Origin of the sequence: Streptomyces sp. NPDC058664 (assembly GCF_042716635.1) — a bacterium.
Lineage (GTDB): Bacteria > Actinomycetota > Actinomycetes > Streptomycetales > Streptomycetaceae > Streptomyces.
This window is the reverse complement of record NZ_JBHXRW010000005.1, coordinates 106481-133241: the sequence shown is the minus strand read 5'-3', so window position 1 is coordinate 133241 and position 26761 is coordinate 106481. Positions and strand designations below refer to the sequence as shown.

Here is a 26761-nt window from a genome sequence, read left to right as displayed (position 1 = left end):
GGACGGGTACCTCCCGGTGGCCGCCACATGGCACTCAGGTGCCCTGGGAGGAACCGAGCGTCAGTGTCTTTGTCAGCTCTTTGCCGTCGCGGGTCAGGGTGAGCTCCAGCCGGTCGCCGGGGCGGTGGGCGCGGATCTTCACGATCAGCTCCTCGCCGTTGTGCACCCGCTGGCCGTCGACCTTGATGATGACGTCGCCGGGACGGAGCCCCGCCGTGGCCGCCGGGCCGCCGGGCGTGACGGACGCGGAGCCGTCCTTGCCCTTCTCTCCGACCCGGGCGCCGTCGCCGTTGAACTGCATGTCGAGGCTCACACCGATGACGGGGTGGGTGGCCTTGCCGGTGTTGATGAGCTCCTCGGCGACACGCTTGCCCTGGTTGATCGGTATGGCGAAGCCCAGGCCGATGGAGCCGGGCTGGGAGGCACTGTCGCCGTCGCCCTCGCCGGAGCCGCCCCCGGCGGCGCGGATCGCGCTGTTGATGCCGATGACCCGGGCCTTGGAGTCGAGGAGCGGGCCGCCGGAGTTGCCGGGGTTGATGGGGGCGTCGGTCTGGAGCGCGTCGACGTAGCTGATGTCGCTGCCGTCGCCCTTCTCTCCGCCCGCGGTGATCGGGCGCTCCTTGGCGCTGATGATCCCGGAGGTGACCGTGTTGGAGAGGTCGAAGGGGGCGCCGATGGCGACGACGGGGTCGCCGACGCGGACGTTGTCGGAGTTGCCGAGCGGCAGCGGCTTGAGACCGGAGACGCCGGTGACCTGGACGACGGCCAGGTCGTAGCCGGTGTCCTTGCCGACGATCTTGGCGCGGGCGGTCTCGCCGCTGGAGAAGGTCACCGAGATGTCCTCGGAGGACCGTGCCGCGTCGACGACGTGGTTGTTGGTGAGGATGTGGCCCTTGGTGTCGAGGACGAAGCCGGTGCCGGTGCCGGACGAACCGCCGCCCCTGACGTGCAGGGTGACGACGCCGGGCAGGGCGCTGGCCGCGATCCCGGCCACGCTGTCGGGGGCGCGGCCGGTGTCCCCGGCGTCCGCCTGGGGCAGTTCGACGGTGGTGAGGCCGCCGTTCCGCTCGACGTACGCGCCGATCCCGCCGCCGATGACACCGGTGACGAGCGCGAAGACCAGCGCTCCCGCCACGGCGAGCCCCTTGCGGGACTTCTTCGCGGGCGCGGGCGGGAGCCCGGCGCCACCGGCCGTCCAGGGGTCGTACTGCACCCAGGGCGCGCCGGCCTGCGGGTGCGGCTGGGGATGCGGCTGGAGGTGGGGGTGCGCCTGCGGCGGTACGGGTGCCGGAGGGCGCTGTACGGGCGGTGCGGGGGCCCAGGGGCCCGGCTCCCCGTACGGCGGCGTCCGGTACTCGTCGGGCGCGTGCAGGGGCTGCGGCGCGGGCTGCGCGGGTGCCACCGGGGCGTCGGGCGCGGGGACCTGGGCCTCGGCCGCCGGGAGGTCCACCGGAGGGAGGTCGACGGGGGCGTCGACGGCCGGGGCGGGCGGCTCGCTCTTGGTCAGGAGAACGACGGGCGCGGCCTCGGGGGCCGCCGTCGCATCCGCCGTGCCCACCGCATCCGCCGTATCCGTCCCGCCCGTCTCCGCGGCGATGTCCGTCACATCCGCGACGGCGGGGGCGTCCGGCGCCGCGGCCGTGCCCCCGGCCGGCGGCTGGGGCGCGGGCAGGGGAAAGTCGCCGTCGTCGGTCACGTCGACCACATCAGCCACGTCCCCGGTCGGAGGCGGCGAGGATATCCGCGCCACCTCCGGTGTGCTCGAAGGACGGCTCCACCAGTTCGGCTTCCCGTTGTTCATGCTCTCCCCGCACCCCGCAGACCCGTCCGCGCCCCTGGTTCGGGCGCCCGTGTCCCTGGATTGAACCAGGTCGCGGGTCAGCGGTGGGAGCCGAGCGGTGCGGTCGTCGGACTCGGCGCCGGACTGGGGCCGGGGGCGAAGGCCAGTCGGAGGGCCGGACCCGTCGGCCGTACGAACGGCGACAGGGCGAGGAGCGACTGCGGGGCGGGCCTCTGGAGCGCCACCGCCGACAGCGGAGCCGCCACGGAGCGCACCGCGTCCGGCGGGACCGCGCCGGCCGGGACCGTGCCCTGGTGGCCCGCCGCCACCGGCCCGTGCGGGACCACCGGCCCGTGCGGCACCGCCGCCGGAGCCGCCGAGGACAGCGGAGCGGCCGGAACGGCCCTGCCCTCGTCGACGGCCTGGGCGCCGCGCTCCCCGGAGCGCGTGCCCCTGGCCACGGCCGAGCCGCCGCCGGGACCCGTGGAGGCGGTGCGCAGCGGGGTGACCGCGCTGCCCGTGCCCTGACCGCCGCGCCCGCTCGCGTTCACCGAGGCTTCGAGGGGCAGGGTGCCGCCGAGGGCGATCGCCGCGAAGGAGACCGCGCTGGCCGCCGCGAAGGCGAAGCGCCTGCCGCGCCCGGAGGTTCCCGAGGCGCGGTCACCGACCGCGTGGATGCGGAATCCGGTGTGCGGGGGGTGCGGGGTGACGACCGCCGCCGTGGCGAAGCCGTCGGACTTCACTCCGCCCGGGCCGAGCAGCTGTTCCAGAGGGCCTCTGGGCCCTCCTGGGGCGCCCGGGTCGCCAGGGCCTCCCGGGAGGCCCTGCAGCCGGGCGAGGAAGCCCTCCGACGGCGGTGGGGGTGCGGCGGAGGCGAAGACGCTCTTGAGGGTGCGCTGGGCGTCGGCCTCGGCCTTGCAGCGGGCGCAGGTCGCGAGGTGGGCGAGGACCCGCTCGCGGGCGTCATGGCCGAGTTCGCCGTCGACGAGCGCGGCCAGCCGGTCCCCGAGGTGCTGTTCCGCGGGGGTCGGTGACGAGGGACGTGTGCCGCTCACGCTGTCCCTGCCTCCCATCCGACGGAGGCCAGGGCACGCTCCGCCCGTGCCTCGGGCGAGCGGTGCTTGAGCGCCTTGCGGAGGTGGGAGCGCCCGCGGTGGATCCGGCTGCGGACGGTGCCGAGCTTCACGCCGAGGGTCGCGGCGATCTCCTCGTACGACAGTCCTTCGATGTCGCAGAGGACGACCGCGGCGCGGAACTCGGGCGCGAGGGTGTCGAGGGCCTGCTGCACGTCGGCGTCGAAGTGCGTGTCGTTGAAGACCTGCTGCGGCGAGGGCTCGCGGCTGGGCAGTCGCTCGGCGGCGTCGTCGGCGAGCGCGTCGAAGCGGATGCGCTGCTTGCGGCGGACCATGTCGAGGAAGAGGTTGGTGGTGATGCGGTGGAGCCAGCCCTCGAAGGTGCCCGGCGTGTACGTCGACAGCGAGCGGAAGACACGGACGAAGACCTCCTGCGTGAGGTCCTCGGCGTCGTGCTGGTTGCCCGTGAGGCGGTAGGCGAGGCGGTAGACCCGGCCACTGTGCGTGCTGACGATCTCCTCCCAGGTGGGCGGAGTCCACGCCTGCGATTCCGCATCCGATGCGAAGGTCGCGGTGGTGGGAGCGGAGTCGGTGGTGCGGAAACGCTCAGCGGTGTCGGTCACGGATTTCGGCTCACCCGCCGACCTGAGAAGACGCCGAAGCACTCCTCCCCGATCCACAGGCGCAGCCGCACCTCCCCTGTCGGCTCTGGTGGTGTCCAGTGGAGCCCCTACCATAGCCACCCCGCCCGTTAGCTCCGGATAAGAATCTTTACGCGAATTTGGGGTCCGGTCGCCCGGCTGTCCCCTGTCGCTTCCCACCCCTGGTGAACGCACGGTCCCATCAGCGGGTTCCCGCTGACAGCGGATACAGTCACCGTTGCGTCAACTACGGGGACAGGAGAGGGCCATTACCGCCAACCGGCAGACGAGCTGGTCGTTCGCCGACGCCTTTGTCGCCGAGGACGACGCTCTGCGCTGGGCCCGGGAGCGGGCCAGGGAGGCAGGGCAGCCCTCGGTGTCGCCGGGGACCGGTGGCGCGCTGCGCCTGCTCGCCGCGACGGCGGACGCCAAGGCGGTGGCGGAAATCGGAACCGGCACGGGCGTGTCGGGCATCTATCTGCTGCTCGGGATGCGGCCGGACGGCGTCCTGACCACGGTGGACCTCCAGCCGGAGCGCCAGCAGCTGGCGAAGACGGCGTTCCGCGCAGCCGGCTTCGCGGGCAACCGGGCCCGGTTCATCCCGGGCCGTGCCCTCGACGTCCTGCCGCGCCTCGCGGACGGCGGGTACGACCTCGTGTTCTGCGACGGGGACCGGCTCGAGTACCTGGACTACCTCGCTGAATCGTTGCGCCTGCTGCGGCCCGGGGGCCTCGTCTGCTTCGAAGGCGTCTTCGCGGACGGCCGTACGGTCGACTCGGGTGCGCAGCCCGCGGAGGTCCAGCGGGTCCGTGAGCTGCTGCGCGCGGTCCGGGAGAGCCAGGAGCTCGTCCCCTCCCTGCTGCCGGTGGGCGACGGCCTGCTCTGCGCGGTACGCCGGGGCTGACGGCCCCGCCGCCGCCCGTACGTCTCCCACCCCGGCCTCACACCGCCGCCCGTACGCCCCCGCCCCGTACGACCCCCGACGCACCGCTGCCCCGGTACGGGCGGGCCGTACCGGGGCAGCGGTGGGAAATCGTGGAGAAGAGGGTCAGCCGACGACCTGCTTCAGAGCGTCGCCCAGTGCCTGGGCCTCGTCCGGGGTCAGCTCGACGACAAGCCGACCGCCGCCTTCGAGCGGAACGCGCATGACGATGCCCCGCCCCTCCTTGGTCACCTCGAGCGGGCCGTCACCCGTCCGCGGCTTCATGGCCGCCATGCTTGTTCCCCTTCCTGAAACCAGCTCTTTGTCAGCCGGGCAGCTCCATGATGTGGAGCACGCGTCACCGGCTTCGAACACATTGCTTCCAGGTCATTATCCCGCATGGCAGGACCCGATGACCAACATCGATTGGCATCGCTTGCGCAACGCGCTCTCTCAAAACCCCACATTTCGGCGATCGGGCTGCGATACTTCGCCGCTCGGCGTCCTCCTGGAACCCCTGGGTCTTTGACGCAGCTCACATGTGCGGTGCGGGTGATGTCCGCCATGCTGGGCTCGTCCACCACGCGAAGAGGCGAAGGGAACCCGATGGCCGACACGGTCCTGTACGAGGTGAGCGACAGACTCGCCACCATCACGCTCAACCGGCCCGAGGCCATGAACGCCATGAACGTGGCGGCGAAGGTGGCCCTCAGGGACGCGGCGGAGACGGCCGCGGCGGACCCCGCCGTGCGGGCCGTACTGCTCACGGCGGCCGGCGAGCGGGCGTTCTGCGTCGGCCAGGACCTGAAGGAGCACGTCGGTCTGCTGATGGCGGACCAGGAGAACGGCACGCGCGCGACCATGAACACGGTCCGCGACCACTACAACCCGATCACCAAGGCGCTCGCGGGGATGCGCAAGCCGGTGGTGGCGGGCGTGAACGGCGTCGCGGCGGGGGCCGGCTTCGGCTTCGCGCTCGCGGCGGACTACCGGGTGGTCGCCGACACGGCCTCGTTCAACACCTCGTTCGCGGGCGTCGCGCTCACCGCCGACTCCGGCGTGTCCTGGACGCTGCCCCGGCTGATCGGCGCGAGCCGGGCGTCCGACCTGCTGCTCTTCCCACGTTCGATCAGCGCCCAGGAGGCGTACGAGCTCGGCATCGTGAACCGTCTGGTCCCGGCCGCCGACCTGGCCGCCGAGGCCGAGAAGGTGGCCCGTGCCCTCGCCGAGGGCCCGACGGTGGCGTACGCGGCCCTCAAGGAGTCCCTCGCGTACGGCGCCGACCACTCGCTCGCCGAGGCCCTGGACAAGGAGGAGGAGCTGCAGTCCCTGGCAGGCTCCTCGGAGGACCACACGATCGCGGTCCGCGCCTTCATCGCCAAGGAGAAGCCGAAGTACCTGGGCCGCTGAGCGGCCGCGGGTCGGTCGCGGGGCGGTCGGCCTACCGTCCGCCCCGGGCCACGCAGTCCGCCACGTGGTCGTCGACCAGGCCGCACGCCTGCATCAGGGCGTACGCCGTGGTGGGGCCGATGAAGCGGAGGCCGCGCTTCTTGAGGGCCTTCGAGAGGGCCGTGGACTCGTCCGTGACCGCCGGGACGTCGGAGACCGTACGCGGGGCGGGGCGGCCGGCCGGGGCGGGGGCGTACGACCAGATCAGCGTGTCGAGTTCGCCGGGGGACCAGGTGGCGAGCAGCTTCGCGTTGGCGAGGGTCGCGTCGATCTTGGCGCGGTTGCGGATGATGCCCTCGTCGGCGAGGAGCCGTTCGCGGTCCGCCTCGCCGAACTCCGCGACGGAGGCGATCTCGAATCCGGCGAAGGCCCGGCGGAAGCCCTCGCGGCGGCGCAGGATCGTGATCCAGGACAGGCCCGACTGGAAGGCCTCCAGGCAGAGCCGCTCGAAGAGCGCGTCGTCGCCGTGGACCGGGCGGCCCCACTCCTCGTCGTGGTACGCCACGTAGTCCTCGGCCGACAGGCCCCAGGGGCAGCGCGGGCGGCCGTCCGGCCCCGGGACCGCTCCTCCGGCCGTCATGCCCGGTCGTCCTCTCCGTGGCCCTCGGCGGCCGCTGCCGCGAGCGCGTCCTCGAGGTCGGCGATCCGGGCGTCCCGCTCGGCGAGTTCGGCGCCGAGACGGACGAGGACGTCGTCGACGTCCTCCATCCGGTAGCCGCGGACCGCGACGGGGAGGCGGAGCGCCTCGACGTCGGCGCGGTCGACCGGACGCTCGGCCGGGAGCGGGTCGACGAGCTGCTCGGGCGCCACCTCGGGCAGCACCTCGCCGTCGCCGCCGCCGACCACGGCCAGGGTCACCGCGGCCACGACCACGACCATCGTGATGAGCAGAAACCAGAACACCTGCGCGCCTCTTCCCGGAGTGGAAATCGTCCCGTGCCGATCGTGCCATGTGCCACCGACAGTTAGGGTCGCAGGCGAACGTACGCGAGGGAGGACAAAAGGGATGCTGCGCTTGGGACGGCGTGAATTCGGGCCGCACGAGCCGGTGATCATGGCGATCGTGAACCGGACCCCGGACTCCTTCTACGACCAGGGCGCGACCTTCCGCGACGAGCCGGCGCTCGCCCGGGTCGAGCAGGCCGTGGCCGAGGGGGCGGCGATCATCGACATCGGCGGGGTGAAGGCGGGCCCCGGCGAGGAGGTGACGGCCGAGGAGGAGGCACGGCGCACGGTCGGTTTCGTCTCGGAGGTCCGCAGGCGCCATCCCGACGTGGTCATCAGCGTGGACACCTGGCGGGCGGACGTCGGCGCGGCGGTCTGCGAGGCGGGGGCGGACGTCCTCAACGACGCGTGGGGCGGGGTCGATCCGGGACTCGCCGTGGTGGCCGCGAAGTACGGCGCGGGGCTCGTGTGCACGCACGCGGGTGGCGCCGAGCCGCGGACCCGGCCGCACCGGACCGCGTACGAGGACGTGATGGCCGACATCCTGCGGGTGACGGTGGGGCTCGCGGAGCGGGCGGTGGCCCTCGGGGTGCGCCGGGACGCGATCATGATCGACCCGGGGCACGACTTCGGGAAGAACACCCGGCACAGCCTGGAGGCGACGCGGCGGCTCGGGGAGATGGCGGAGACGGGGTGGCCGGTGCTGGTGTCCCTGTCGAACAAGGACTTCGTCGGGGAGACGCTCGACCGGCCGGTCAAGGAGCGGGTGCTGGGGACTCTGGCGACGACGGCGGTGTCGGCGTGGCTCGGGGCCCAGGTGTACCGGGTGCACGAGGTGGCGGAGACGCGCCAGGTCCTGGACATGGTGGCGTCCATCGCCGGGCACCGGCCTCCGGCGGTGGCCCGGCGGGGGCTTGCGTAGAGCGGTGGATGACGGAAGGGGGCGCCGTGGCAGGCGCCCCCGGGGACCTACTTGCCGGTCTCCTTCGTCACCAGCGCGACCGCCTCCTCCACGTCGTCCGTGACGTGGAAGAGCAGCAGGTCGCGCTCCGAGGCCTTGCCGCCCGCGACGACCGAGTCGCGGAGCCAGTCGACGAGGCCCTTCCAGTACTCCGTGCCGAAGAGGACGATCGGGAAGCGGGTGACCTTGCGGGTCTGGACCAGGGTCAGCGCCTCGAAGAGCTCGTCGAGGGTGCCGAGGCCGCCGGGCAGAACGACGAAGCCCTGCGCGTACTTCACGAACATCGTCTTGCGGACGAAGAAGTAGCGGAAGTTCACGCCGATGTCGACGTGCGGGTTGAGCCCCTGCTCGAAGGGGAGCTCGATGCCGAGGCCCACCGAGACGCCCTTGGCCTCCCTGGCCCCCTTGTTGGCCGCCTCCATGGCGCCGGGGCCGCCGCCCGTGATGACCGCGAAGCCGGCCTCGACGAGCGCCCGGCCGATCCGTACGCCCGCCTCGTACTCGGGCGAGTCCGGCTTCGTGCGGGCCGAACCGAAGACACTGATCGCGCTCGGCAGTTCGGCGAGGGCGCCGAAGCCCTCGACGAACTCGGACTGGATGCGCATGACCCGCCAGGGGTCGGTGTGCACCCACTCCGAGTCGCCCTCGGTGTCGAGCAGCCGCTGGTCCGTGGTGCCCGGCTGGATCTGGTCCCGCCGCCTGAGCACCGGACCGAGTCGCTGTTCCTCGGGCTTCGCCATTCCCTCGGGAATGCCCATGGCCTGCTCCCTCCGCCGATCGGCGGTCCTCTTCGACCGCCAACTGATCTTCTGGTCCGGTCAGCGTAGGACCACAGAGGTGACGAAACGCGAAATTACGGAAGTCAGGCAGTCAGCCAGTCGCGGAGGCGTGCCTCGCAGTGGTGGATCCGCTCGACGGGGACGTGCTCGTCGCGCTTGTGGGCGTAGATCGGGTCGCCGGGTCCGTAGTTGACGGCGGGCACGCCGAGAGCGCTGAAACGGGAGACGTCGGTCCAGCCGAACTTGGGCTGGGCGCTGCCGCCGACGGCCTTCATGAAGGCCTCCGCGGCCGGGTGGGAGAGGCCGGGCAGCGCGCCGGGGCTCTCGTCGTCGACGACGAGCTCGGCGATGTCGCAGTCGGCGAAGACCTCGCGGACGTGGGCCAGGGCCTCGGCCGGGGAGCGGTCGGGGGCGTACCGGTAGTTCACGGTGACCGTGCAGGCGTCGGGGATGACGTTGGTGGCGACGCCGCCCTGGATCGCGACGGCGTTGAGGCCCTCGTGGTACTCCAGGCCGTCGATGACCGGCTTGCGCGGCTCGTAGGCGGCGAGGCGGGCGAGGATCGGGGCGGCGGTGTGGATGGCGTTGGAACCCATCCAGGAGCGCGCGGAGTGGGCGCGCTCGCCGGCCGTGTGCAGGATGACGCGCAGGGTGCCCTGGCAGCCGCCCTCGACCTGGGCGTCGGAGGGTTCGAGGAGGACGGCGAAGTCGCCTTCCAGCCAGTCCGGGTGCGCGGCGGCGATCTTCCCGAGGCCGTTGAGGTCGGCGGCGACCTCCTCGTTGTCGTAGAAGACGAAGGTGAGGTCGCGGTTGGGCTCGGGAACGGTGGCGGCGATCCGCAGCTGGACGGCGACCCCGGACTTCATGTCGGAGGTGCCGCAGCCCCACAGGATGCCGTCCTCGTCGAGCCGGGAGGGCACGTTGTCGGCGATCGGCACGGTGTCGATGTGTCCGGCGAGGACGACCCGCTCGCCCCGACCGAGGTGGGTGCGGGCGACGACGTTGTTGCCGTAGCGGTCGACGGTGAGGTGCGGCAGGCCACGAAGTGCCTGCTCGATGGCGTCCGCGAGCGGCTGCTCGGTCCCGCTGACGGACGGGAAGTCGACGAGGGCGGCGGTGAGCGCGGCCCCGTCCTGGGACAGGTCGAGGGGCGCGTCGAACGGGGTGATGTCAGCCATGTGCCGACCCTAACGCGGCCTCCAGTACGGTGGGCCCCGTGTCCGAGCCCACCCGCCCCGCCCGTCGCGGCCGCCTCGCCCGCTCCGCGGTCGCCTTCGCCGTGCTCCTCGGCCTCGCCTCGTACGTGGCCGTGCACCAGACGACAGGGAGCAAGGGCACGCCACGGTGCAGTGTGGGCAGTGGCGAGAACCGGTACGAGTTCACCCCGGAGCAGGCGTCGAACGCGGCGACGATCTCGGCCGTGGGCACCACCCGGGGGCTGCCGGAGCGCGCGGTGACGATCGCGCTCGCGACCGCGCTCCAGGAGTCGGCGCTGCGGAACATCGAGCACGGCGACCGGGACTCGCTCGGCCTGTTCCAGCAGCGGCCGTCGATGGGGTGGGGGACGCCGGAGCAGATCATGGACCCGGTGTACTCGGCGGGGAAGTTCTACGAGGGCCTGGAGAAGGTCCGGGGGTATTCGCGGCTGCCGCTGACGGTGGCGGCGCAGAAGGTGCAGAAGAGCGGGTTCCCGCAGGCGTACGCGAAGCACGAGCCGGACGCCACGCTGCTCTCGGCGGCGCTGACGGGCCGGACGCCGGCGGCGCTCTCCTGCACGTCGAACGAGGTGGCGGGCCGGCCGGGCGATCCGAAGCGGGTGCGTGACGAGCTGGTACGGGCCTTCGGCGAGAAGGCGGCGCCGCGGGCGGTGACGGGCGGACCGAGCGCGGGCCGGTCGGCGGCGGAGCCGCCGGTGCTCGTGGTGCCGGTACGGGCGGCGGCCGGGACGGCGCGGGGGGCCGGCGCGGACGAGCGGCGCGGCTGGGAGCTGGCGCAGTGGGCGGTGGCGCGCGCGGAGGCGCTGCGCATCACGGAGGTCACGTACGGGGGCCGGGTCTGGCGGGCCGGCGAGGCCCTCGGCGGCTGGACGGCGTCCTCGGGCACGCCCGCCGGGGACGGGCGGACCGTCCTCATACGGCTCGCCCGGTAGCCGAGCACGCGTACGATCCTTCACTCGGTCGTGGCGCGGCGCCGGTTCCGGGCGGAGAAATTCACCACCTTTCCGAGCCGTCTTTTCCGTAGCGCGCCCCATGCCCCTCTTCCCCTTGCGGGGCAAGGGAAGTGACGGTTCGGCAAAGCTCTACGCAATGACGTGTTCGTCCGTTTTCCTCCCCACCCGACAATACGACGCATTACCAACTCTTTACCTTCGACCGCCGCAACCTCTCCCTCCCCGGAGCCGGTTGTCACTGCGTCCGAACCACACCTCGCACCTCGTCGAAGGAGCACCATGTCCCTCCCCCTGACCCGTCGGATCGCCCGCGCCGCCCTCCTCATCGCGGCCGGAGCAGCCCCCGTGGTCGGTGCGGCCGGCTCCGCGAGCGCCCTGGACCACAACCTCGCGCCGACCGGCGCCCTCGGCGGCGTCACCGCCCTGGACGCCGCCGGTGCGGGCACCGCCGTCGACAGCGCCTCGCAGACCGCCACCGGCGTCGTCGGCTCCGCCGGCAGCCAGGCCGTCGGCACCGCCGTCCCCGCCGCGGGCAAGACCGTCGGCTCGGCCGGCAAGACCGCCACCCCGGTCGCCCAGAAGGTCGCCGGTGACACCGCCGACAGCGCGGGCGAGGTCGTCGGCAAGACCGCGGGCTCCGCGGCCGAGAGCGCCGAGGGCCCGACCGGCGGCGCCCTGGGCGGCGGCCTCGGCAACCTGCCCACCGGCCAGACGCTGGGCGGCCTGCCGATCGGCTGACCCCGCACGGGAACGGCCGACCCGCACGGGAACGACGGAGGGCCCGGGGAGCACCTGCTCCCCGGGCCCTCGCCCATGCCTGAGGCGGGCGGTCAGCCGAGGCGCTTGACCGCCGCCTCGACGCGCTCGTCCGTCGCCGTGAACGCCACCCGCACGAACCGCTCCCCCGCCTCGCCGTAGAAGTCGCCCGGCGCCACCAGGACGCCCTTCTCCGCGAGGTACGCCACGGTCTCCCAGCACGGCTCGTCCCGGGTCGCCCACAGGTACAGGCTCGCCTCGCTGTGCTCGATCCGGAAGCCGTGTGCCTCCAGGGCCCCCCGCAGGGCCGCCCGCCGGGCCGCGTACCGCTCCCGCTGCTCGGCCACGTGCGCGTCGTCGCCGAGCGCCGCGACCGTCGCCGCCTGCACCGGCGCGGCGGTCATCATGCCGCCGTGCTTGCGGATCTGGAGCAGCTCGCCGAGCACCGCCGCGTCGCCCGCGATGAACGCGGCCCGGTAGCCGGCCAGGTTGGAACGCTTGGACAGCGAGTGGACGGCGACGATCCCCTCGTACGAACCGCCGCAGACGTCCGGGTGCAGGACCGAGACCGGATCGGCCTCCCAGCCCAGCTCCAGGTAGCACTCGTCGGAGAAGACGAGCACGCCGTGCTCGCGCGCCCAGGCCACGATCCGGGTCAGCTCGTCCTTGGCGAGGACCTTGCCCGTCGGGTTGGACGGGGAGTTCAGCCAGAGCAGCTTCAGGCCCGCCGGGTCCAGCTCGGTCGGGTCGTCGTAGACGACGGGGGTCGCACCGCAGAGCCGCGCCCCCACCTCGTACGTCGGGTACGCGAGCCGCGGGTAGGCGACCACGTCACCGGCGCCGAGACCCAGCTGCGTCGGCAGCCAGGCCACCAGCTCCTTGGAGCCCACGACCGGCAGCACGTTCTCGTGCGCGAAGTCCACCGCGCCCAGGCGCCGCCCGCACCAGCCGGTGAGCGCGTCCCGCAGCTCCTTCGTCCCCCAGACCGTGGGATAGCCCGGCGAGTCCGCCGCCGCGACCAGGGCCTCCTGGATCAGCGCGGGGACCGGGTCGACGGGCGTGCCGACCGAGAGGTCCACGATTCCGTCGGGGTGCGCGAGGGCCGTCCTCTTGTACGGCTCCAGCTTGTCCCAGGGGAAGACGGGAAGGCGCGAAGAGACTGCGCTCACGGGTGGCTCTCACTTCCTCGTACGTACACAGGAGAGGCGTCGGGAAACGCCTCGGTCCCGCACGGCGGCCACGCCGTACGGGACCGGATGCGATCGGTTCGATCAGCCGTTCTGCGGCGGCAGGGCGGCGATGAAGGGGTGGTCGCGCTCGATCTCGCCGAGCTTGGAGGCACCACCGGGCGAACCGAGCTCGTCGAAGAACTCGACGTTCGCCTTGTAGTAGTCCTTCCACTCCTCCGGGGTGTCGTCCTCGTAGAAGATCGCCTCAACCGGGCAGACCGGCTCACAGGCCCCGCAGTCGACGCATTCGTCCGGGTGGATGTACAAGGACCGCTTGCCCTCGTAGATGCAGTCGACGGGGCACTCCTCGATGCACGCCTTGTCCTTCACGTCGACACAAGGCTGCGCGATGACGTAGGTCACGCTGTCGTTCCTCCTCGATAGGGCTGGTCTGCGCGGGAGCGCGGCGTCGTCGATGCCCGCACCTAGTATCTCCGTTCTTGAGGGCGATCCGAACAGGAGGGGCGGAGAAGCTGTGGAATTCACCGGCGGAGGGCGCCTTGAGGTCCGAATCACCAGCGCTGACGTGGGAAAACGTGTCTCCGTTCGGTACGTGACGGAGACACCGGCGGCGGGTGGCAGATTCACCGACGCGGTAGGGGTTCTCACATCATGGGACGACTCTGTGCTGCTGATCACACGAAAGAGCGGCGAGAGCGTCCGGATCCCGGACTCCTCGCTGGTCGCGGGCAAGGTCGTCCCGGCCGCCCCCGCCCGCCGACGCGGTCCCTCGGCCACCTTCCCCGAACTGGCACGGGCCACCGCGCGCGCGTGGCAGCCGGTCGAGAGCGAGGCCCTCGGCGAGTGGACCCTGCGGGCCGCGTTCCATGAGGCGCCGCCCGAAGGGGGTCCTGGAGGGGTGGTGGTCGGGCGACGGGTGGGCTTCACCCGCCGGGCCAACTCCGTCCTCCCGCTCGGTGATCCGGGGCTGCCGATCGCCGACGCCCTGGCGCACGTACGCGCGTGGTACGCGGCCCGGGAGCTGCCCGCGTACGTGCAGGCCGCCACCGGCGCCGAAGGCACCCAGGAGCTCCTGTGCGCCGCGCTCGAACGGCACGGCTGGCACCGCGAGGTGTCCGCCGAGGTGCGGATCGCGGCGCTCGCCCCGATCGGCGACCTGGACTCCGACGTCTCCGCCGTACGCCTCTCCCGCACCGTCGACGAGCCGTGGCTGCGCCGCTACCAGCGCTTCGGCACACCGGGCCCGGAAGTGGAGAAGGTCCTCACCTCGGGTCCGAGTGTGTGGTTCGCGTCCGTGGCGGGCACGGGAGAGGTACCGGCGGCGATCGGGCGGTGCGTCGTCGACGGACGCTGGGCCGGCTTCATGGCCGTCGAGGTCGACCCGGCCCACCGGCGCCGCGGCCTGGCGACGACCGTCATGACGGCACTCGCCCGGCAGGCGCTCGACGAGGGGGCCTCGGCGGCCTGGCTCCAGGTGGAGGCCGACAACGACGGCGCGCGGGCGCTGTACGACGGCATGGGCTTCGCGCCCCACCACCACTACCACCACTACCGATGGGTCGAGGCGTGACGGAGGACGTACCACCACCACCGGACGGAGCCGGGAACGGAGCCGAGGGCGGGATCGGGGACGGGGCCGGGGACACGTCCGGGGGTGCTTCCGAGGGCTCGGGGCCGGTCGACTGGCGGCGCGAGTTCGCGGAGGAGGCCCGGTCGGAACGGCCCGACCTCGCCCGGCTCTGCCTCCTCATCGGCGCGGTGGCCGACCCCACCGTCACCCGGCACGTCCTCGACGAGGCCGAGATCGAACTCGACCGCCTCGCCGGACTCGTCCCGTACGCGACCCGGATCACCGGCGACTGGGCCGGCGAGCTCGCCGCGCTCCTCGGCCGTCACGAGGGCTTCGAGGGCGTCCCCGCCGACTACCAGCGCCTGGAGTCCTCACTCCTGCACGAGGTGCTCCGGCGCCGCCGCGGCCTGCCCATCCTGCTCTCCGTCGTCTGGATGGAGGTCGCCCGCCGGGCCGGTGCCCCCGTGTACGGGCTCGGGCTGCCCGGCCACTTCGTCGTGGGCTTCGGCGACCCCGCCGACCTGAACCTCGCCGACCCCTTCGCCGGCGGACGCCCCATGACCGGCACGGACGCCGAACTCCTGGTGGCGAGCGCGACGGGCGAGGCCCTCGACCGCTCGATGCTCCGGCCCGCCGAGCCCGGTGCGATCGTGCTCCGCATCCTCAACAACATCCGCGCCTGGGCGGCGCCCCGGCCGGAACGCTCCGACGTGGCCCTGTGGGCGGTGGAACTCTCCCTGTTGCTCCCCTCGCACCCGGCCCGGCTCCGCTACGAGCGCGCCGAGCTGCTCGTCCAGCGGGCCGATTTCCTGACCGGAGCGGAGGAGATGGAGGCGTACGCGCTCGTGATGGACGCGGTCGACCCGGAATCGGCGACGACGATCCGGCGGCGGGCCCAGGCGGCGCGGGCGCGGCTGAACTGAGCGGCCTCCGGTGAATGTCTTGTGGATCACGTCACGGGACCCGCAGCATCGACGCGCCGTCTCATAGGATCCTTCAGCGTTTCCGGGGGAGGACGACGACATGCGGACAGCAGGGCCGAACGATCCGTCACAGGTGGGGCCGTTCCGTACGGTCGCGGTGCTGGGGCAGGGCGGAATGGGCCGGGTCCTGCTCGGCGTGGCCGCCGACGGACGGCTGGTCGCCGTCAAACAGGTGCACGCCGACCTCGCCGACGACGAGGGCTTCCGGTCCCGCTTCCGGCGCGAGGTCGACGTCTCGCGCCGGGTCTCCGGCGCCTACACGGCGCCCGTCGTCGACGCCGACCCGGACGCGGCGGCACCGTGGCTCGCCTCCCTCTTCCTCCCCGGGCTCACGCTGAGCGAGGTGCTCGCGGCGGGCGTCCTGCCCGAGGAGCCGGTACGGCAGGTGGCCGCCGGCCTCGCCCAGGCACTGGCCGACATCCACCGGGTGGGTCTCGTGCACCGGGACCTGAAGCCGTCGAACGTGATGCTCACCGACGACGGCGTCCGCGTGATCGACTTCGGTATCGCCCGGGCCGCCGACCACCTGACGAAGCTGACGCACACCGGGGCGCTCATCGGCTCCCCCGCCTTCATGGCACCCGAGCAGATCCGCGGCGAGGCCCCGGGCCCCGCCGCCGACGTCTTCGCGCTCGGCGCCACCCTGGCCGTGGCCTGTACGGGGAGGACGCCGTTCGCCGGCACCTCCGCCCCCGGCCTGATGTACAGCATCGCCCACGAGGAACCCGACCTCGACGCCGTACCGCCCGGCCTGCGCGACCTCCTGACGGCCTGCCTCGCCAAGGATCCGGCCCTCCGCCCCTCCCCGCAGGAACTGCTCGCCCTGATCGGGCCGGTGACGCCGTCGGCGAGGCCGTGGCCGGACGGCGTGCACCGGCGGATCGCGGAACAGCGGGCGGAGATCGACCGGCTGGTGAGCGCGGTGCCCGAGCCCCCGGCGGCCCCCGCTCCCCTCCCCCGGATACGGAACCGGGGCCGCCGGCGCTGGACGGTCGCCGCCGTCACCGCCGGGGTCCTCGCGGTCACCGGGGCGGTGTTCACGGCGACGGGCTGGGCCGGCGACGTGTACTACACGATCGTCGACGAGCCCGTACCGACGCCGGGGAACGTGCCGCTGAGCCAGGTGGCCGACGCGTACACGGGCACGCTGCCGTCCTGCGCGAAGGCGGACACCGCGGTGAAGCTGCCCACCGGGTTCAGGTCATGGCCGTCCAAGGACGGGGGCCCTCCGCACACCACGGACGACGGGCAGAGCAACCAGTGCACCTGGAACACCCGCTCCGGTGACGAGATCGTCATCATCTGGACCCATTACCGGAGCCGGACCGGCGGCCCCACCGGCGCCGAGCTGTCGAAGTCGCACTACGAGGGCATGTACATGCGGGGCAAGACCCGCCGTGGCACCACGCTCGACTTCGTGGAGGAGTCCCTCTGGTACAAGCCCGACGGGTACTGCGTGCTGTACGGCCGGGACGTGAACATGGAGCTGTTCGTCCTGGTGAAGGGCCCTCACTACCCCCTGGGGACGTGTGAACCCCTGACCGAGGACCTCGGGAGACAGGCCATGGCGGCCGTCGGGGCGATGAGGACGAAGGGGGCCCGATGACGCGGCCCCTCGGCCCCGCCGACCCGCGTGGGGCCGGCCCGTACCGGCTCCTCGCCGAGCTCGGGCGCGGCGGCATGGGCCGCGTCTTCCTCGGCGCCGCACCCGACGGCCGGCTCGCCGCCGTGAAGCAGGTGCACGCCAGGTTCGCCGCCGACGAGGACTTCCGCGCCCGGTTCCGGCGCGAGGTCGAGGCCTCCCGGAGGGTGTCCGGCGCCTGCACGGCGGCCGTGATGGCCGCCGACACGGACGCCCCCACACCGTGGCTCGCCTCCGTGTTCGTCGCCGGGCCCTCGCTCGGCTCGGCGGTGGAGCGGTGCGGCACGCTGCCCGTCGAGACGGTACGGCGGCTCGCCGTACAGCTGGCGACGGCCCTGGAGGAGATCCACCGGGCGGGGCTCATCCACCGCGACCTGAAACCCGAGAACGTCCTGCTGTCGGAGGACGGGGCCCGCGTCATCGACTTCGGCATCGCGCGGGCGGCCGAGGGGGGGAACGTCACCGAACTCACGGGGACGGGCCTGGTCGTCGGGTCACCGGCGTTCATGTCGCCCGAGCAGGCCGAGGGGAGGGAACTCACCCCCGCGAGCGACGTGTTCTCGCTCGGCTCGGTCCTGGCGCTCGCGGCGACCGGCACGAGCCCGTTCGCCGCCGCCTCGACGCTCCAGTCGCTCTACAACGTCGTCCACACCGAAGCCGAACTCTCCGCCGTGCCCCAGGAACTGCGCGGCCTCCTGACGTGGTGCCTGGCCAAGGACCCGGCGGCCCGGCCGACCCCCGCCCAGCTGCTCGCCGCCCTCGGCCCGGCGGCCCCGGTGGCCCGCCAGTGGCCGCCCGCCGTCCACGCGATGGTCACCGACCAGCAGCGGGCCGTCGACCACCTCCTCGCCCGGGGCGGCGGCGACCCCGAACGCACGGTGGTCGTACCGCCCGGAGGCAGCTCCGCCGCGCCGACGGCCGTGGCCACGCAGCTGGCCACCGCGCCTGCCCGACGGCGGGGGCGGGTCCGGGGAGCGCTCATCGCCGCCGCCGTCGCCCTGTGCGTCCTCGGCGCCGGAGCCTGGTGGTACGTACGGGACGGGGGCGCCGCCGGGCCGCCGGACCTCTACCTCACGATGCCGGTCTGCGCGGAGGCTGCCCCGAAACTGCCGCTCCCGGAGCGGCGCCCGGACCAGGACGTGTACACCGAGTACTCGGGCAGAGCCGAGACCAGCTGCTCGTGGAACGACAAGGACGAACCGCAGTCGGACGGCTGGAACTACTACGCCCACGCCACGGTCCGCTGGGACCTGCGCCGCAGCGCGGGCACGCGCGAGAACGCGACGGAGCGCCAGAAGAGCGAGTTCGCGGACAGCGCGGAGGGCGAACGCCCGGAGACCGGCATCGCGTTCGCGGACGAGGCCTTCTGGAGCGGCCCGAGCGACGAGCGCACGACGTGCACGCTGTACGTGCGCAAGGGAAACCTCGTCGTGGTCACGTCCCTGGGAGGCAAGCGCCATCCGGCCGAGACGTGCGAAGGGGAGGCCAAGAGCATCGCGGAGGCGGCGGTGAAGGCGATGCCGCGCGCCTGAGCGGAAGCGAGAGGGAGAGAAGGGGGCGGGGCGACCGGATTCGAACCGGCGTCCTCCGAGATGTCATCGCGGCGCATTACCTCTGTGCTACGACCCCGCCCTTGCGGAAAACTCTACGTGGAGGCCGGTCAGGACGGCGAGTCCTTTTCGATCTGCTCCAGGACCCGCACCTGCGCGGTCCAGGACCGGTCGCGGTGGGGCGGCTCCCACACGACGTCGACCTCGACCCCGTGGAACCGCCGGACGAGATCCCCCACTTCGCGGGCGGCGGTGGCCGCCGCCTCTTCTCCCGGCGTCGTCTCATGCCGACTCCTCGTCCTCGTAGGGCGGGATGGTCCAGCGGAGGACCGTGGCGCCGTCCCGGGGCTCGAGGGAGACCGGATAGACCTTGCCCCAGGAGCGCTCGCCGTCGTGGCGTACGGAGTGGTCGCCCGGGTCCCAGTCGAGGCTGAGGACGGGGCAGCCGGCGATGTCCAGGACGGAGTCGAGGAGGGGGCGGTCCCAGCCGGCGCGGTGGAGCAGGTGGTAGTGGCTGTGCGGGTCCAGGGAGACCATCAGGCCCTTGCCGGGCCCCTGTTCGACCCAGGCGGAGAGACGGGCGGCGAGCGCCTCGGCCTCGGCGAGGGGGAGGTCGAGGTGCCCGTACGCGCCGTGGGCGACGGGCTCGCCGCCGAACTCGGCGTGGGCCTCGTCCTGGTACAGGCCCCAGTACGTCACGTCCGCGAGCCCGTCGACGGAGTCCCCTGCCAGACCGACGAACCCGTCGAGGGCCCGCGCGTCACCGAGGACCATGCCGCACCGGTCCACGGGCAGATCACCGAGGTGTACGGGGCCGGGGCCGCACTCGTCGGGCCACGGAAGCCCGAGGTCGACCTCGAGGACGGAGACGGTCGGCGCGCCGTCGAACGGGGACGGGGCCGTCTCGGCACGCACGGGAAGGGGCAGGTCGGTGGCGGCGGGAACGGCGACCGCCTCGCCGTACCAGGCGTCGGGGGCGTCGTCGTCGGGAAGGTGCAGGTGGCCACCGCCGGCCCTGGCGGCGTCGAGGCCCCGCACGGACAGCGGGCGCTCGGTGTCGGCCCAGCAGTCGACGGCCCCGGCCGTGGCGAGGACCAGAACGCCGGAGGGCGCGGAGAGGGAGCCGAGTGAGTGAGTCATGGCCCGATTGAAGCGGAGCACCGGGTGAGCGTTTCGAGCGGGCTTCTGGTGCGGCCGCAACGTGCCGGCCTGGCGGGTTGGCCGGCGTGAGGTCCTCCTGGGCTGCCGAGCGGCGACACCCACGCGTCGCGCGTCTTCCCGCCCCGCCCGGCGGCAGAATGCGGGCATGCCCCTGACCGCCGACATCCTCGTCGCCCTCGTCGCCCTGCTGCACGCCTACATCCTGGTGATGGAGATGTTCCTCTGGGAGAAGACGACCGGCCGTCGCTTCTCCGGCTTCGACGCCAGGATGGCCCGCGACACCGCCGCCATGGCCGCCAACCAAGGTCTCTACAACGGCTTCCTCGCCGCCGGCCTGGTCTGGGGCCTCATCGCCGACGACCCCACCGGCTTCCGCGTCCGCGTCTTCTTCCTGTCCTGCGTCGTCATCGCCGGGATCTACGGCGCCGCCACCGCCAACCGCCGCATCCTCTTCGCCCAGGCCCTGCCCGGCGCGCTCGCCCTCTCGGCCGTCCTCGTCTCCCACTGAGGCCCGGCCGCCCACCGGGAATGACCAGCGGGGCCCGAGTCCCCGCCGACGGACGGCCGGCAGCCGCCGAGCCGAGCCCGGCTGCGCCTGGTGGCTCGGGTCGATAACGCCTGGCAACCGCGCCTCCTGACAGGCAGGGTGCGGCGGGATGAGCTATCACGACGAGACGTCCCGCACCATGTCCTACGCCCGCCACGACACGCTGGAAGGGCTGTTGCAGCGCGGCCGGGGGCTGGGCGCGGAGCGTGCACGGCGCGACCCGAGGGCCGCCGCGCCGTTCGCGTACGACGGCATCCGCCGGGACTGGAAGTGGGACTACCAGAGCGACACCCGCCGCCTCTACCAGGCGCGGCTGCTCCGGGACCTGAAGCTGCCGCTGGCGCCGGTCGTCGACCAGCTGCCGGGGGACGAGGAGGAGTGTGCACGGGCCGTCGGCGTGCTGGAACCGCTCGCCCTCGCCGGTTCGGACGAGGCCCGTGAGGGACTCCGGGCGTATATCCGGGAGGGCGAGCACTGGGTGCTCGTACGGGAGTCGGTCGCGAATTGCCGGCCTGCCCCATGGTGGGAGGACCTGGGCGATGTCGCGCGCGCCCGGATCGGCGGGGAAGAGGACCTTCCGTGGGCTTCCGAGCCGTGGAACCGGTTCGGGATCGAGGTGTCGGGCAGCCGATTCCCTCCACGGCCTTCCCTTGGCGGGCTGAGTGACGAGGAGCTGCTCGCCCTGCTGGCAGCAGCCGGGACGGAACACCACACGAAGGTCGACGCACTGCGTGCGCTCGCCGGCCGCGAGCCGGCCGAGTGGCTGATCCCGCTCGTCCCCACACTCGGAACCCCGGACGGCCGCAGGCCCCTGCCCCTGCTCCGGAGGGCGGTCGAGCGCCTCGGAGCCCTCGCCGTACCGGCGGCACGCGGGTGGGCCGTGGGCGAGCGGGAGTGGCTGGCCCGGCTGGGAGCGGACGTCCTGGCCGACCACCCCGGGCCCGAGGCGCTGGCGGGGCTCGTGGCCGAACTCGCCGAACAGTGGGAGGCGCGCGCCTGGTGCGGCCCCGACACGACGGCGAAGAGACTGGCCGGCTTCGGTCCCGATGCCGTCGACGCCGCACCCGTCCTGTGGCGCTACTGGCTGCACACCCCCCACTCGTACGAACGGGCCGACTACCTGCGCGCGCTTGCCGCGATCGACCCGTCCGGCTTGGGGGATGCGTACACCGAGTCGCTCGGGGACTGCGAGGAACGCGCACGGTTGCTGGGCATCGCCTCGGCACCCCACCAGCCGCAAGCCCTGGAGCGGATCAGAGCGCTCCGCGACGACCCGATGGAGACACCTGAGGTACGGGCCGCTGCCGAAGCACGGTTGGCTCCGGTGGCGGGCCCTGACTTTCCCTGAGGTGCGGCTCTCGGAGGGCGGACGGTGCCTACTTCAGGCCGTCGACGAACTGCTCCCAGGCGACGGCGCCGAAGACCAGGGCGGGGCCGTTCGGGGTCTTGGAGTCACGCACGGGGACGTGACCGGTGCAGGCGTCGTTCACTTCGAGGCAGTCGCCGCTGTTGCCGCCGCTGTACGAGGACTTCCGCCAGGCCGGGAGGATCGAGGCGTCAGGGATGCTCGTCGTTCCGTGCTGCATGCGCGTATTCCTCCGCTACGGACCTGATCAGTGCCAGCGACTCTCGGTGCGAAAGCGCGTCGCCCAGAGCATGATCGTAGGCCACCTGGCATTCCCGGACCACGGACGGATCCTCCCAGACCCGGCCGGACTTGAGCCCTTCCACGTACGCGATCGGCGGCTGGTCCTCGAACCACATCAGCTTGACCTCGCCCTCCACCAGAGCGTGGTAGCCGACCGCGAACGGCACGACGTGCACCCGGATCCGGCGGCTCTCCCCGAGCTCGACGATGTGCCTCAGTTGCTCGCACATCACCGCCGGTCCGCCGACAGGCCGTCTCAGGACGGCCTCGTCGAGCATGATCCATACGACCGGCGAGTCGAAGTCCTCCAGGATCCGCGCCCGCTCCAGCCGTGTGCCGAGCAACCTGTCACGCTCCCCGTCGCTCTTCGGCGACGAGCCGGAGCTGAGGACCACGCTCGCGTACGCAGGCGTCTGCAGGATTCCCGGCACCAGCTTCGGGGCGTATTCCCGGATCATCACCGCCTGCCCCTCGAACTCCAGCGCCTCCGCGAAGTGCTCCGCCACCGCCTTCCCGTCCAGCGTCGGCAGGAAGTTCTCGAAGAAGCCGTCCCTTCCCAGTTCCCGGTCCAGGCGTCTCGCGTCGTCCAGGGCCGGGCGGCGTCTGCCCGCCTCGATGTGGGCCAGGTGCGTGCGCGAGATGACGGCACGCTCGCTCAGCTGCTCCTGCGTCAGGCCGGTCGCCTCCCGGCGGCGTTTCAGCTCCTCGCCGTACTTGCGGCGGGTTTCCGGGTTGTCCTCGATCGCCACCGGCGACCTCCCCACATGCCCTCGACGTGCTGATCGCGTTGTCACGCGTGTCCCCCTGTCGAGGCTAACGTCCGTCACGCCACTGTGTGACCGGAACAACACACAGAGCGAAAGGCTCGCGATGGGAACCCCTCACGACACGGGCAGCTTCGTCGCCCACACCGGTACCGACGTCTACGGGCCCGGCAAGGTCATCGGCGTGGACGGCGATCAACGGCGGGTGCGGTTCACGCACTTCGTGGCGACGATCCGGGCCGACGACCTGCGCGCGGCCACGTCCGCCGAGACGCGGGAGATGCAGGCCTGGCTGCGGGCGAAGAAGCAGAAGTACGGGGGCGAGTGGTGATCTCCCTGCGCGTCTCCCGTGACGGCGGCCGTACCTGGTCGCCCCGCCGTGTCCACCGCCCGCGTCCCGGCGTCGTGCCGGTCGGGTCGGCGCTGCGGTATCCGCCGTGTACGTGCCCGCGATGCGGACGAGCCCCCGTCCCGGAAGGGGACGGGGGCTCGGAGTCCGGGGCGGGGGCGGTCAGCCCTCGCCGTTGAGGTCGATGGTCTTCGTGCGCTCTTCCTTGGTCTTGCCGCGCAGGGCGTCGCCCATCACGAAGGCCACGTCGTCGGCGGAGACCTCGTGCTTGGTGCCGTCGCCCTTGGTGATCATGATGCCGTCGAAGGCGCCGTCGAGGAGCCGGTCGATCGCCTTCTTGTCGTAGACCTCCACCAGGCGGCCGTCGACGGCCTTCATGGAGAGGATCTGCGGCAGCGAACGTGCCGGGCCGAACTGGATCTCCTTGCCGCCCGCCCTGATGGTGATGCGGTCGGACATGGCGGGCGTCGCGAACTCCTTCATCGCCCGGTCCAGCTCCGCCTTGGTGACGCTCGGCCTGCGGGTGGTGACCGGCAGCTCGACCAGCCGGCTCTGACCGGTCTCCACCTGGGCGCGGAAGGCGTCCCTGACGGAGATCATCGAGCGCTGGAGGTCGACGGCCTTGCCGGGCTTGCCCTCGACGGGGGTCACCTTGTTCGGGGCGAACAGGATGGTGCCCTCGGTGACCGAGGCGGAGGAGCCGGCGAGGTCGCGCAGGGCGACGGCGAGCTTCTCCTCGTCGACCGGGAAGACGGGCTTGGCGATCCGCTCGCCGCCGAAGAGGGAGCCGATGACCGAGACCGGGTTGTAGTCGCTGCCGGCGGCGGCGCGGACGGTCTCCTGGCTGTCGAGCGCCAGGCCCGCCTTCTCGGGGGGCAGCTGGACCTTCTGGCCGCCCAGGCCGAGCTGGAGCGGGGTGGCGGCGCGCTTGCCGAGGGCCGCCTCCAGCTTGTTGACGGCCTCCTCCTTCGTACCGCCGCCGATGTCCACGCCGAGCACCGTGGTGCCCTTGGGGACGTCGGAGTGGTTGAGGAGCAGTCCGGCGCCGTAGGCGACGCCGGCGAGGCCGAGGACCGCGACGGCGGCGAGGACCGACTTGGAGCGGCCCTTCTTCGCGGGGGCGCGGTTGGGGGCGGTTGCCTGGCGCGGTGCGGGTGCCGGGGCGGGGGACGCCTGCTCCTCGACGCGGGGGGTGAGGTTCGGGCGGGCGGCGTTCGGCGGGACGACGGGGATGCCGCTGGTGAGCGTGTCCCCGGAGACGTGGCCGTTGCCGGCGCCCGTCCCGGGTCCGGGGGTGGGGGCGGGTGCCTGCGGGGTGAGGATCGCGGTGTCGTCGGACATGCGGGGGGCGCCGCCGGGAGGGAACGGGGAGCCCGCGCCCTGGCCCTGACCGGGACGCGTACCGGGGCCTTGCCCCTGACCCTGGCTCTGACCGGGCCGCATGCCGGGGCCCTGGCCCTGACCCGGCCGCTGGCCCTGGCCGGGGCCGCCCAGGGAGGCGGTGCCGGTGACCGGGCCCGTGGTGGGGCCGGTCGGCGCGGCCGGGCCCCGGTACGCGGGCGTGCCGGCGGCCGGCGTCCCCGTGTACATGGGGGTTCCGGCGGCGGGGGTCCCCTCGTACATCGGGGTTCCGGCGCCCGGAGTGCCGTCGTAGCCCGGGGTCCCGTCGTACATCGGCGTGCCCGCGGCCGGGGTTCCGTCGTGTCCGGGGGTGCCCGAGGCGGGCGTCCCGTCGTACATCGGCGTTCCGCCCGCCGGCGTCCCCGTGTACATGGGGGTGCCGCCCGCCGGCGTACCCGTGTACATCGGCGTTCCGCCCGCCGGTGTGCCGCTGTCGTACAGCGGATTGCCGTTGGCCGGCTGTGCCGTGACCGGGCGGCTCGACGGGGTGTTGCCGACCGTCGGGACGCCGGAGGTCGCGGAGCCCGCGAAGCCCGTGCCCGGGGCGTCCGGCCCGGCGGGGGCCGGCTTCGGGGTCGGGGCGGGTGCCGGGGGCAGCGCGGGCGCGGGGGCCGGGCTCTGGGGCGCCGCCTTGCGGGGCGCGAACCAGTCGCTCGTCTCCTTCGCCTTGGGCGCCTGCTCGGCCTGCGGCGGCTCGGGGGCCGGTGCCGGCTCGGGGGCCGGCTCCACGGCGGGCGCGGGCGCGGGTTCCGGCGCGGAGGTCTCGTTGACCGTCTTGCGGACGACGACCGGCGGGATCGGCCGCGAACCCGGGATGTTGATCCGGATCCGGGTCGTCAGCGTCGTCTCGGTCTTGGGCTCCTCCGGCGGAGCGGGCGCGGCGGTCTCCTCCGGCGCGTCCTGCGAGGGGTGGAGCGACGGATACTGGCGGGATCCGTACGGCGGTGTACCCGAGGGGTACGCGGCTCCACCGCGCCCCTGGGCGCCGGAGGACGAACTGTCAGTCTCTCGACCAGTTTCACGACTCAAAGCAGGATCTCCCGGTTGGCTCCACCGCCCGCTCTTGCTGATGCTCGTGTAACCCGGGCGGTTCGGCGGCGCGCACCACCATACTGGCCGCCGCCGTCATATACCCGACCCCCGGGTGACGGACGACGGGCAATCCGGCCGAAGTCAGGACGTCCCCGGACTCAAGTCGTCCTGTTCAAGGGGTCGGTCGCGGCGACCGGGACAGCGTGGCGCACATCACAGCGACCGCCATGCCTCCGAAGAGGAAGAGCAGCTCGCCGACGCCTCCGGCGAACACCCCGTCGCCCTCGGGGCGTCCGAGGCTGAGCAGGATGACGGCGAGGAGCCAGCCGGCCGCACCGGTGACGGCACCGGTCTGGGTGCCGGTGGCGCGCAGTCCTCCGTAGCAGAGGGCGGCGGTCGCGAGGAGTGCGAGGAACAGGCCGCCGGGGAGCCAGGCGGCCTGGACGAGGGAGCCGGCGGTGCCGACGAGGGCACCGAGGACGACAAGCACCGCGTACCAGACGAACCGGGCGTTACGGGAGGCGGGCGGCGTGCCGGGAGTGGGGGCGCTCACGCGGTCACCCCCGCGAAGAGGTCCGTCTCGCGCTCCCCGGCGGGGGCGCCGGGGACGCCCTGGACCAGCTCGTAGTACTCGGTGGTGAAGATCGGCTGGCCCAGGTCGTTGGAGAGCGCGAAGAAGGGACCGTCGACGGCGACTTGGGTGGCGTGCGCGGCCATCGCCGCGCTCTTGCGGGCGGCGTGCTCCGGGCCCGCGTCGATCTCGGTGGTGATCCGGTCCTCGTCGACGACGCCGGGGACGTCGTCGATCGCGGCGACGGCCGGGAAGGCGGAGCCCTCGGCGTGGAGCCGGGCGAAGGCGGCCTCGGCGACGGGGCGCGGGACGCGGTTCCAGTAGATCTTGGCGATCGGGTGGGCAAGGCCGAGGTCGGGCCGGTAGGCCGGGTCCGCGGCCAGTTCGGCGGCGCGCATGGCGACCCGGTGGGCCTGGATGTGGTCGGGGTGGCCGTATCCGCCGTCGGGGTCGTAGGTGACGAGGACCTGGGGGCGGGTCTCCCTGATCACCTCGACGAGGTGGGGGGCGGCGGTGTCGACGTCGGTGTTCCAGAAGGCGTTCTCACGCTTGTTCTGTTCGGCGCCCATCATTCCGGAGTCGCGGAAGCGCCCGGGGCCACCGAGGAAGCGGTGGTCGGTGACGCCCAGCTCGGTCATCGCGGCGGCGAGTTCGCCGACGCGGTGGGGGCCGAGCCGGTCCTCCCGGTCGGGGGCCAGGTGGGCGAGCTCGGGCGGGATGACCTCGCCCTCCTCGCCCAGCGTGCAGGTGACCAGGGTGACGAGGGCGCCCTCGGCCGCGTACCTGGCCATGGTGGCGCCGTTGTTGATCGACTCGTCGTCCGGGTGCGCGTGCACGAGCAGCAGACGGCGGGCGGGGAGATCGGACATGCTCCCCA

The 26761-nt window shown here is 73.1% G+C and carries 29 protein-coding genes and 1 tRNA gene; 12 read left to right on the top strand and 18 right to left on the bottom strand.

Annotated elements, in window-relative coordinates:
- Nucleotides 1-34 precede the first annotated feature (34 nt).
- From ACFWUY_RS06390 to sigE, 3 genes are all read right to left on the bottom strand, one after another.
- Nucleotides 35-1801 (bottom strand): trypsin-like peptidase domain-containing protein, encoded by a 1767-nt coding sequence (locus ACFWUY_RS06390; RefSeq protein ID WP_384102662.1) that lies wholly within the window; start codon nt 1799-1801, stop codon nt 35-37.
- Between the two features lie 77 nt (nt 1802-1878).
- Entirely contained in the window at nt 1879-2835 is a 957-nt protein-coding gene (locus tag ACFWUY_RS06385) for an anti-sigma factor family protein (protein WP_384102660.1), read from the bottom strand.
- Nucleotides 2832-3590, bottom strand: a complete 759-nt coding sequence (sigE, locus tag ACFWUY_RS06380; protein ID WP_384102658.1) for an RNA polymerase sigma factor SigE — start codon at nt 3588-3590, stop codon at nt 2832-2834. The genes ACFWUY_RS06385 and sigE overlap by 4 nt, the downstream gene beginning before the upstream one ends.
- Nucleotides 3591-3732: 142 nt before the next feature.
- On the opposite strand from sigE, the gene ACFWUY_RS06375 reads away from it, so the two are divergent.
- Nucleotides 3733-4398, top strand: coding sequence for an O-methyltransferase (locus ACFWUY_RS06375; protein WP_351217075.1), 666 nt, complete (start codon nt 3733-3735; stop codon nt 4396-4398).
- A gap of 144 nt (nt 4399-4542) precedes the next feature.
- Here ACFWUY_RS06375 and ACFWUY_RS06370 read toward each other — a convergent pair whose 3' ends face one another.
- Nucleotides 4543-4710, bottom strand: a complete 168-nt coding sequence (locus ACFWUY_RS06370) for a DUF3117 domain-containing protein (protein WP_073809075.1) — start codon at nt 4708-4710, stop codon at nt 4543-4545.
- A gap of 312 nt (nt 4711-5022) precedes the next feature.
- On the opposite strand from ACFWUY_RS06370, the gene ACFWUY_RS06365 reads away from it, so the two are divergent.
- A complete protein-coding gene (locus ACFWUY_RS06365; protein ID WP_384102655.1) occupies nt 5023-5826 on the top strand; it encodes an enoyl-CoA hydratase/isomerase family protein in 804 nt (267 codons plus the stop codon).
- A 31-nt stretch (nt 5827-5857) separates the two neighbouring features.
- On the opposite strand, the gene ACFWUY_RS06360 is transcribed toward ACFWUY_RS06365, so the two are convergent.
- Both ACFWUY_RS06360 and ACFWUY_RS06355 read right to left on the bottom strand, forming a co-directional pair.
- The gene (locus ACFWUY_RS06360) at nt 5858-6445 is read right to left on the bottom strand and encodes a DNA-3-methyladenine glycosylase I (RefSeq protein ID WP_384102653.1); all 588 of its coding nucleotides are present in this window, start codon (nt 6443-6445) and stop codon (nt 5858-5860) included.
- Nucleotides 6442-6768 (bottom strand): hypothetical protein, encoded by a 327-nt coding sequence (locus ACFWUY_RS06355; RefSeq protein WP_384102651.1) that lies wholly within the window; start codon nt 6766-6768, stop codon nt 6442-6444. Before ACFWUY_RS06355 ends, ACFWUY_RS06360 begins: the two co-directional genes overlap by 4 nt.
- A 103-nt stretch (nt 6769-6871) precedes the next feature.
- Here ACFWUY_RS06355 and folP point away from each other — a divergent pair, with 103 nt between their 5' ends.
- Nucleotides 6872-7732 carry a dihydropteroate synthase gene (gene folP, locus ACFWUY_RS06350; protein ID WP_384102649.1) on the top strand — a complete coding sequence of 287 codons (861 nt, stop codon included), beginning with the start codon at nt 6872-6874 and terminating at the stop codon, nt 7730-7732.
- 47 nt (nt 7733-7779) lie between these two features.
- On the opposite strand, the gene ACFWUY_RS06345 is transcribed toward folP, so the two are convergent.
- Together ACFWUY_RS06345 and dapE are read right to left on the bottom strand one after the other, a co-directional pair.
- Nucleotides 7780-8529 carry a TIGR00730 family Rossman fold protein gene (locus tag ACFWUY_RS06345; RefSeq protein ID WP_384102647.1) on the bottom strand — a complete coding sequence of 250 codons (750 nt, stop codon included), beginning with the start codon at nt 8527-8529 and terminating at the stop codon, nt 7780-7782.
- A 104-nt stretch (nt 8530-8633) separates the two neighbouring features.
- Complete coding sequence (gene dapE, locus ACFWUY_RS06340) at nt 8634-9728, bottom strand: succinyl-diaminopimelate desuccinylase (protein WP_384102645.1); 1095 nt, start codon at nt 9726-9728, stop codon at nt 8634-8636.
- Nucleotides 9729-9757: 29 nt separating this feature from the next.
- On the opposite strand from dapE, the gene ACFWUY_RS06335 reads away from it, so the two are divergent.
- Nucleotides 9758-10699, top strand: coding sequence for a hypothetical protein (locus tag ACFWUY_RS06335; protein ID WP_384102643.1), 942 nt, complete (start codon nt 9758-9760; stop codon nt 10697-10699).
- Nucleotides 10700-10999: 300 nt separating this feature from the next.
- Nucleotides 11000-11458, top strand: coding sequence for an ATP-binding protein (locus ACFWUY_RS06330; RefSeq protein ID WP_384102641.1), 459 nt, complete (start codon nt 11000-11002; stop codon nt 11456-11458).
- A 92-nt stretch (nt 11459-11550) separates the two neighbouring features.
- Here the strand turns inward: ACFWUY_RS06330 and ACFWUY_RS06325 are convergent, their stop codons facing one another.
- Nucleotides 11551-12645 (bottom strand): bifunctional succinyldiaminopimelate transaminase/glutamate-prephenate aminotransferase, encoded by a 1095-nt coding sequence (locus ACFWUY_RS06325; RefSeq protein WP_384102639.1) that lies wholly within the window; start codon nt 12643-12645, stop codon nt 11551-11553.
- Between the two features lie 102 nt (nt 12646-12747).
- Complete coding sequence (fdxA, locus tag ACFWUY_RS06320) at nt 12748-13068, bottom strand: ferredoxin (RefSeq protein ID WP_015035968.1); 321 nt, start codon at nt 13066-13068, stop codon at nt 12748-12750.
- A 112-nt stretch (nt 13069-13180) separates the two neighbouring features.
- Between fdxA and ACFWUY_RS06315 the strand changes: the two genes are divergently transcribed.
- From ACFWUY_RS06315 to ACFWUY_RS06300, 4 genes are all read left to right on the top strand, one after another.
- The gene (locus ACFWUY_RS06315; protein ID WP_384102637.1) at nt 13181-14236 is read left to right on the top strand and encodes a GNAT family N-acetyltransferase; all 1056 of its coding nucleotides are present in this window, start codon (nt 13181-13183) and stop codon (nt 14234-14236) included.
- Nucleotides 14233-15159, top strand: coding sequence for a tetratricopeptide repeat protein (locus ACFWUY_RS06310; protein ID WP_384102635.1), 927 nt, complete (start codon nt 14233-14235; stop codon nt 15157-15159). Before ACFWUY_RS06315 ends, ACFWUY_RS06310 begins: the two co-directional genes overlap by 4 nt.
- A gap of 100 nt (nt 15160-15259) precedes the next feature.
- Nucleotides 15260-16825: a serine/threonine-protein kinase gene (locus ACFWUY_RS06305; RefSeq protein ID WP_384102633.1), complete on the top strand. Its 1566-nt coding sequence runs from the start codon at nt 15260-15262 to the stop codon at nt 16823-16825.
- Nucleotides 16822-18393 carry a serine/threonine-protein kinase gene (locus tag ACFWUY_RS06300; RefSeq protein WP_384102631.1) on the top strand — a complete coding sequence of 524 codons (1572 nt, stop codon included), beginning with the start codon at nt 16822-16824 and terminating at the stop codon, nt 18391-18393. The genes ACFWUY_RS06305 and ACFWUY_RS06300 overlap by 4 nt, the downstream gene beginning before the upstream one ends.
- A 24-nt stretch (nt 18394-18417) precedes the next feature.
- Here ACFWUY_RS06300 and ACFWUY_RS06295 read toward each other — a convergent pair.
- From ACFWUY_RS06295 to ACFWUY_RS06285, 3 genes are all read right to left on the bottom strand, one after another.
- Nucleotides 18418-18492 (bottom strand) — tRNA-Val (locus ACFWUY_RS06295).
- A gap of 29 nt (nt 18493-18521) precedes the next feature.
- Nucleotides 18522-18650, bottom strand: a complete 129-nt coding sequence (locus ACFWUY_RS06290; protein WP_384102629.1) for a hypothetical protein — start codon at nt 18648-18650, stop codon at nt 18522-18524.
- 43 nt (nt 18651-18693) lie between these two features.
- A complete protein-coding gene (locus tag ACFWUY_RS06285; RefSeq protein WP_384102626.1) occupies nt 18694-19551 on the bottom strand; it encodes a hypothetical protein in 858 nt (285 codons plus the stop codon).
- A gap of 166 nt (nt 19552-19717) precedes the next feature.
- Here ACFWUY_RS06285 and ACFWUY_RS06280 point away from each other — a divergent pair, with 166 nt between their 5' ends.
- Together ACFWUY_RS06280 and ACFWUY_RS06275 are read left to right on the top strand one after the other, a co-directional pair.
- Complete coding sequence (locus ACFWUY_RS06280) at nt 19718-20080, top strand: DUF1304 domain-containing protein (protein WP_384102623.1); 363 nt, start codon at nt 19718-19720, stop codon at nt 20078-20080.
- A gap of 148 nt (nt 20081-20228) precedes the next feature.
- The gene (locus tag ACFWUY_RS06275; RefSeq protein ID WP_384102621.1) at nt 20229-21467 is read left to right on the top strand and encodes a hypothetical protein; all 1239 of its coding nucleotides are present in this window, start codon (nt 20229-20231) and stop codon (nt 21465-21467) included.
- A 28-nt stretch (nt 21468-21495) separates the two neighbouring features.
- Here ACFWUY_RS06275 and ACFWUY_RS06270 read toward each other — a convergent pair whose 3' ends face one another.
- Both ACFWUY_RS06270 and ACFWUY_RS06265 read right to left on the bottom strand, forming a co-directional pair.
- On the bottom strand, nt 21496-21705 hold the full coding sequence (locus ACFWUY_RS06270; RefSeq protein WP_384102618.1) for a DUF397 domain-containing protein: 210 nt from the start codon (nt 21703-21705) through the stop codon (nt 21496-21498).
- Nucleotides 21677-22516 (bottom strand): Scr1 family TA system antitoxin-like transcriptional regulator, encoded by an 840-nt coding sequence (locus ACFWUY_RS06265; protein WP_384102616.1) that lies wholly within the window; start codon nt 22514-22516, stop codon nt 21677-21679. The genes ACFWUY_RS06270 and ACFWUY_RS06265 overlap by 29 nt, the downstream gene beginning before the upstream one ends.
- Nucleotides 22517-22637: 121 nt before the next feature.
- On the opposite strand from ACFWUY_RS06265, the gene ACFWUY_RS06260 reads away from it, so the two are divergent.
- Nucleotides 22638-22862, top strand: coding sequence for a hypothetical protein (locus tag ACFWUY_RS06260; protein ID WP_384102614.1), 225 nt, complete (start codon nt 22638-22640; stop codon nt 22860-22862).
- A 180-nt stretch (nt 22863-23042) separates the two neighbouring features.
- On the opposite strand, the gene ACFWUY_RS06255 is transcribed toward ACFWUY_RS06260, so the two are convergent.
- The 3 genes from ACFWUY_RS06255 to mshB form a co-directional block, all read right to left on the bottom strand.
- Nucleotides 23043-25310, bottom strand: a complete 2268-nt coding sequence (locus tag ACFWUY_RS06255) for a hypothetical protein (protein ID WP_384102612.1) — start codon at nt 25308-25310, stop codon at nt 23043-23045.
- Nucleotides 25311-25485: 175 nt separating this feature from the next.
- A complete protein-coding gene (locus tag ACFWUY_RS06250) occupies nt 25486-25866 on the bottom strand; it encodes a DUF6113 family protein (RefSeq protein ID WP_384102610.1) in 381 nt (126 codons plus the stop codon).
- The gene (gene mshB / locus ACFWUY_RS06245) at nt 25863-26753 is read right to left on the bottom strand and encodes an N-acetyl-1-D-myo-inositol-2-amino-2-deoxy-alpha-D-glucopyranoside deacetylase (RefSeq protein WP_384102608.1); all 891 of its coding nucleotides are present in this window, start codon (nt 26751-26753) and stop codon (nt 25863-25865) included. Before mshB ends, ACFWUY_RS06250 begins: the two co-directional genes overlap by 4 nt.
- Between the last annotated feature and the right edge of the window lie 8 nt (nt 26754-26761).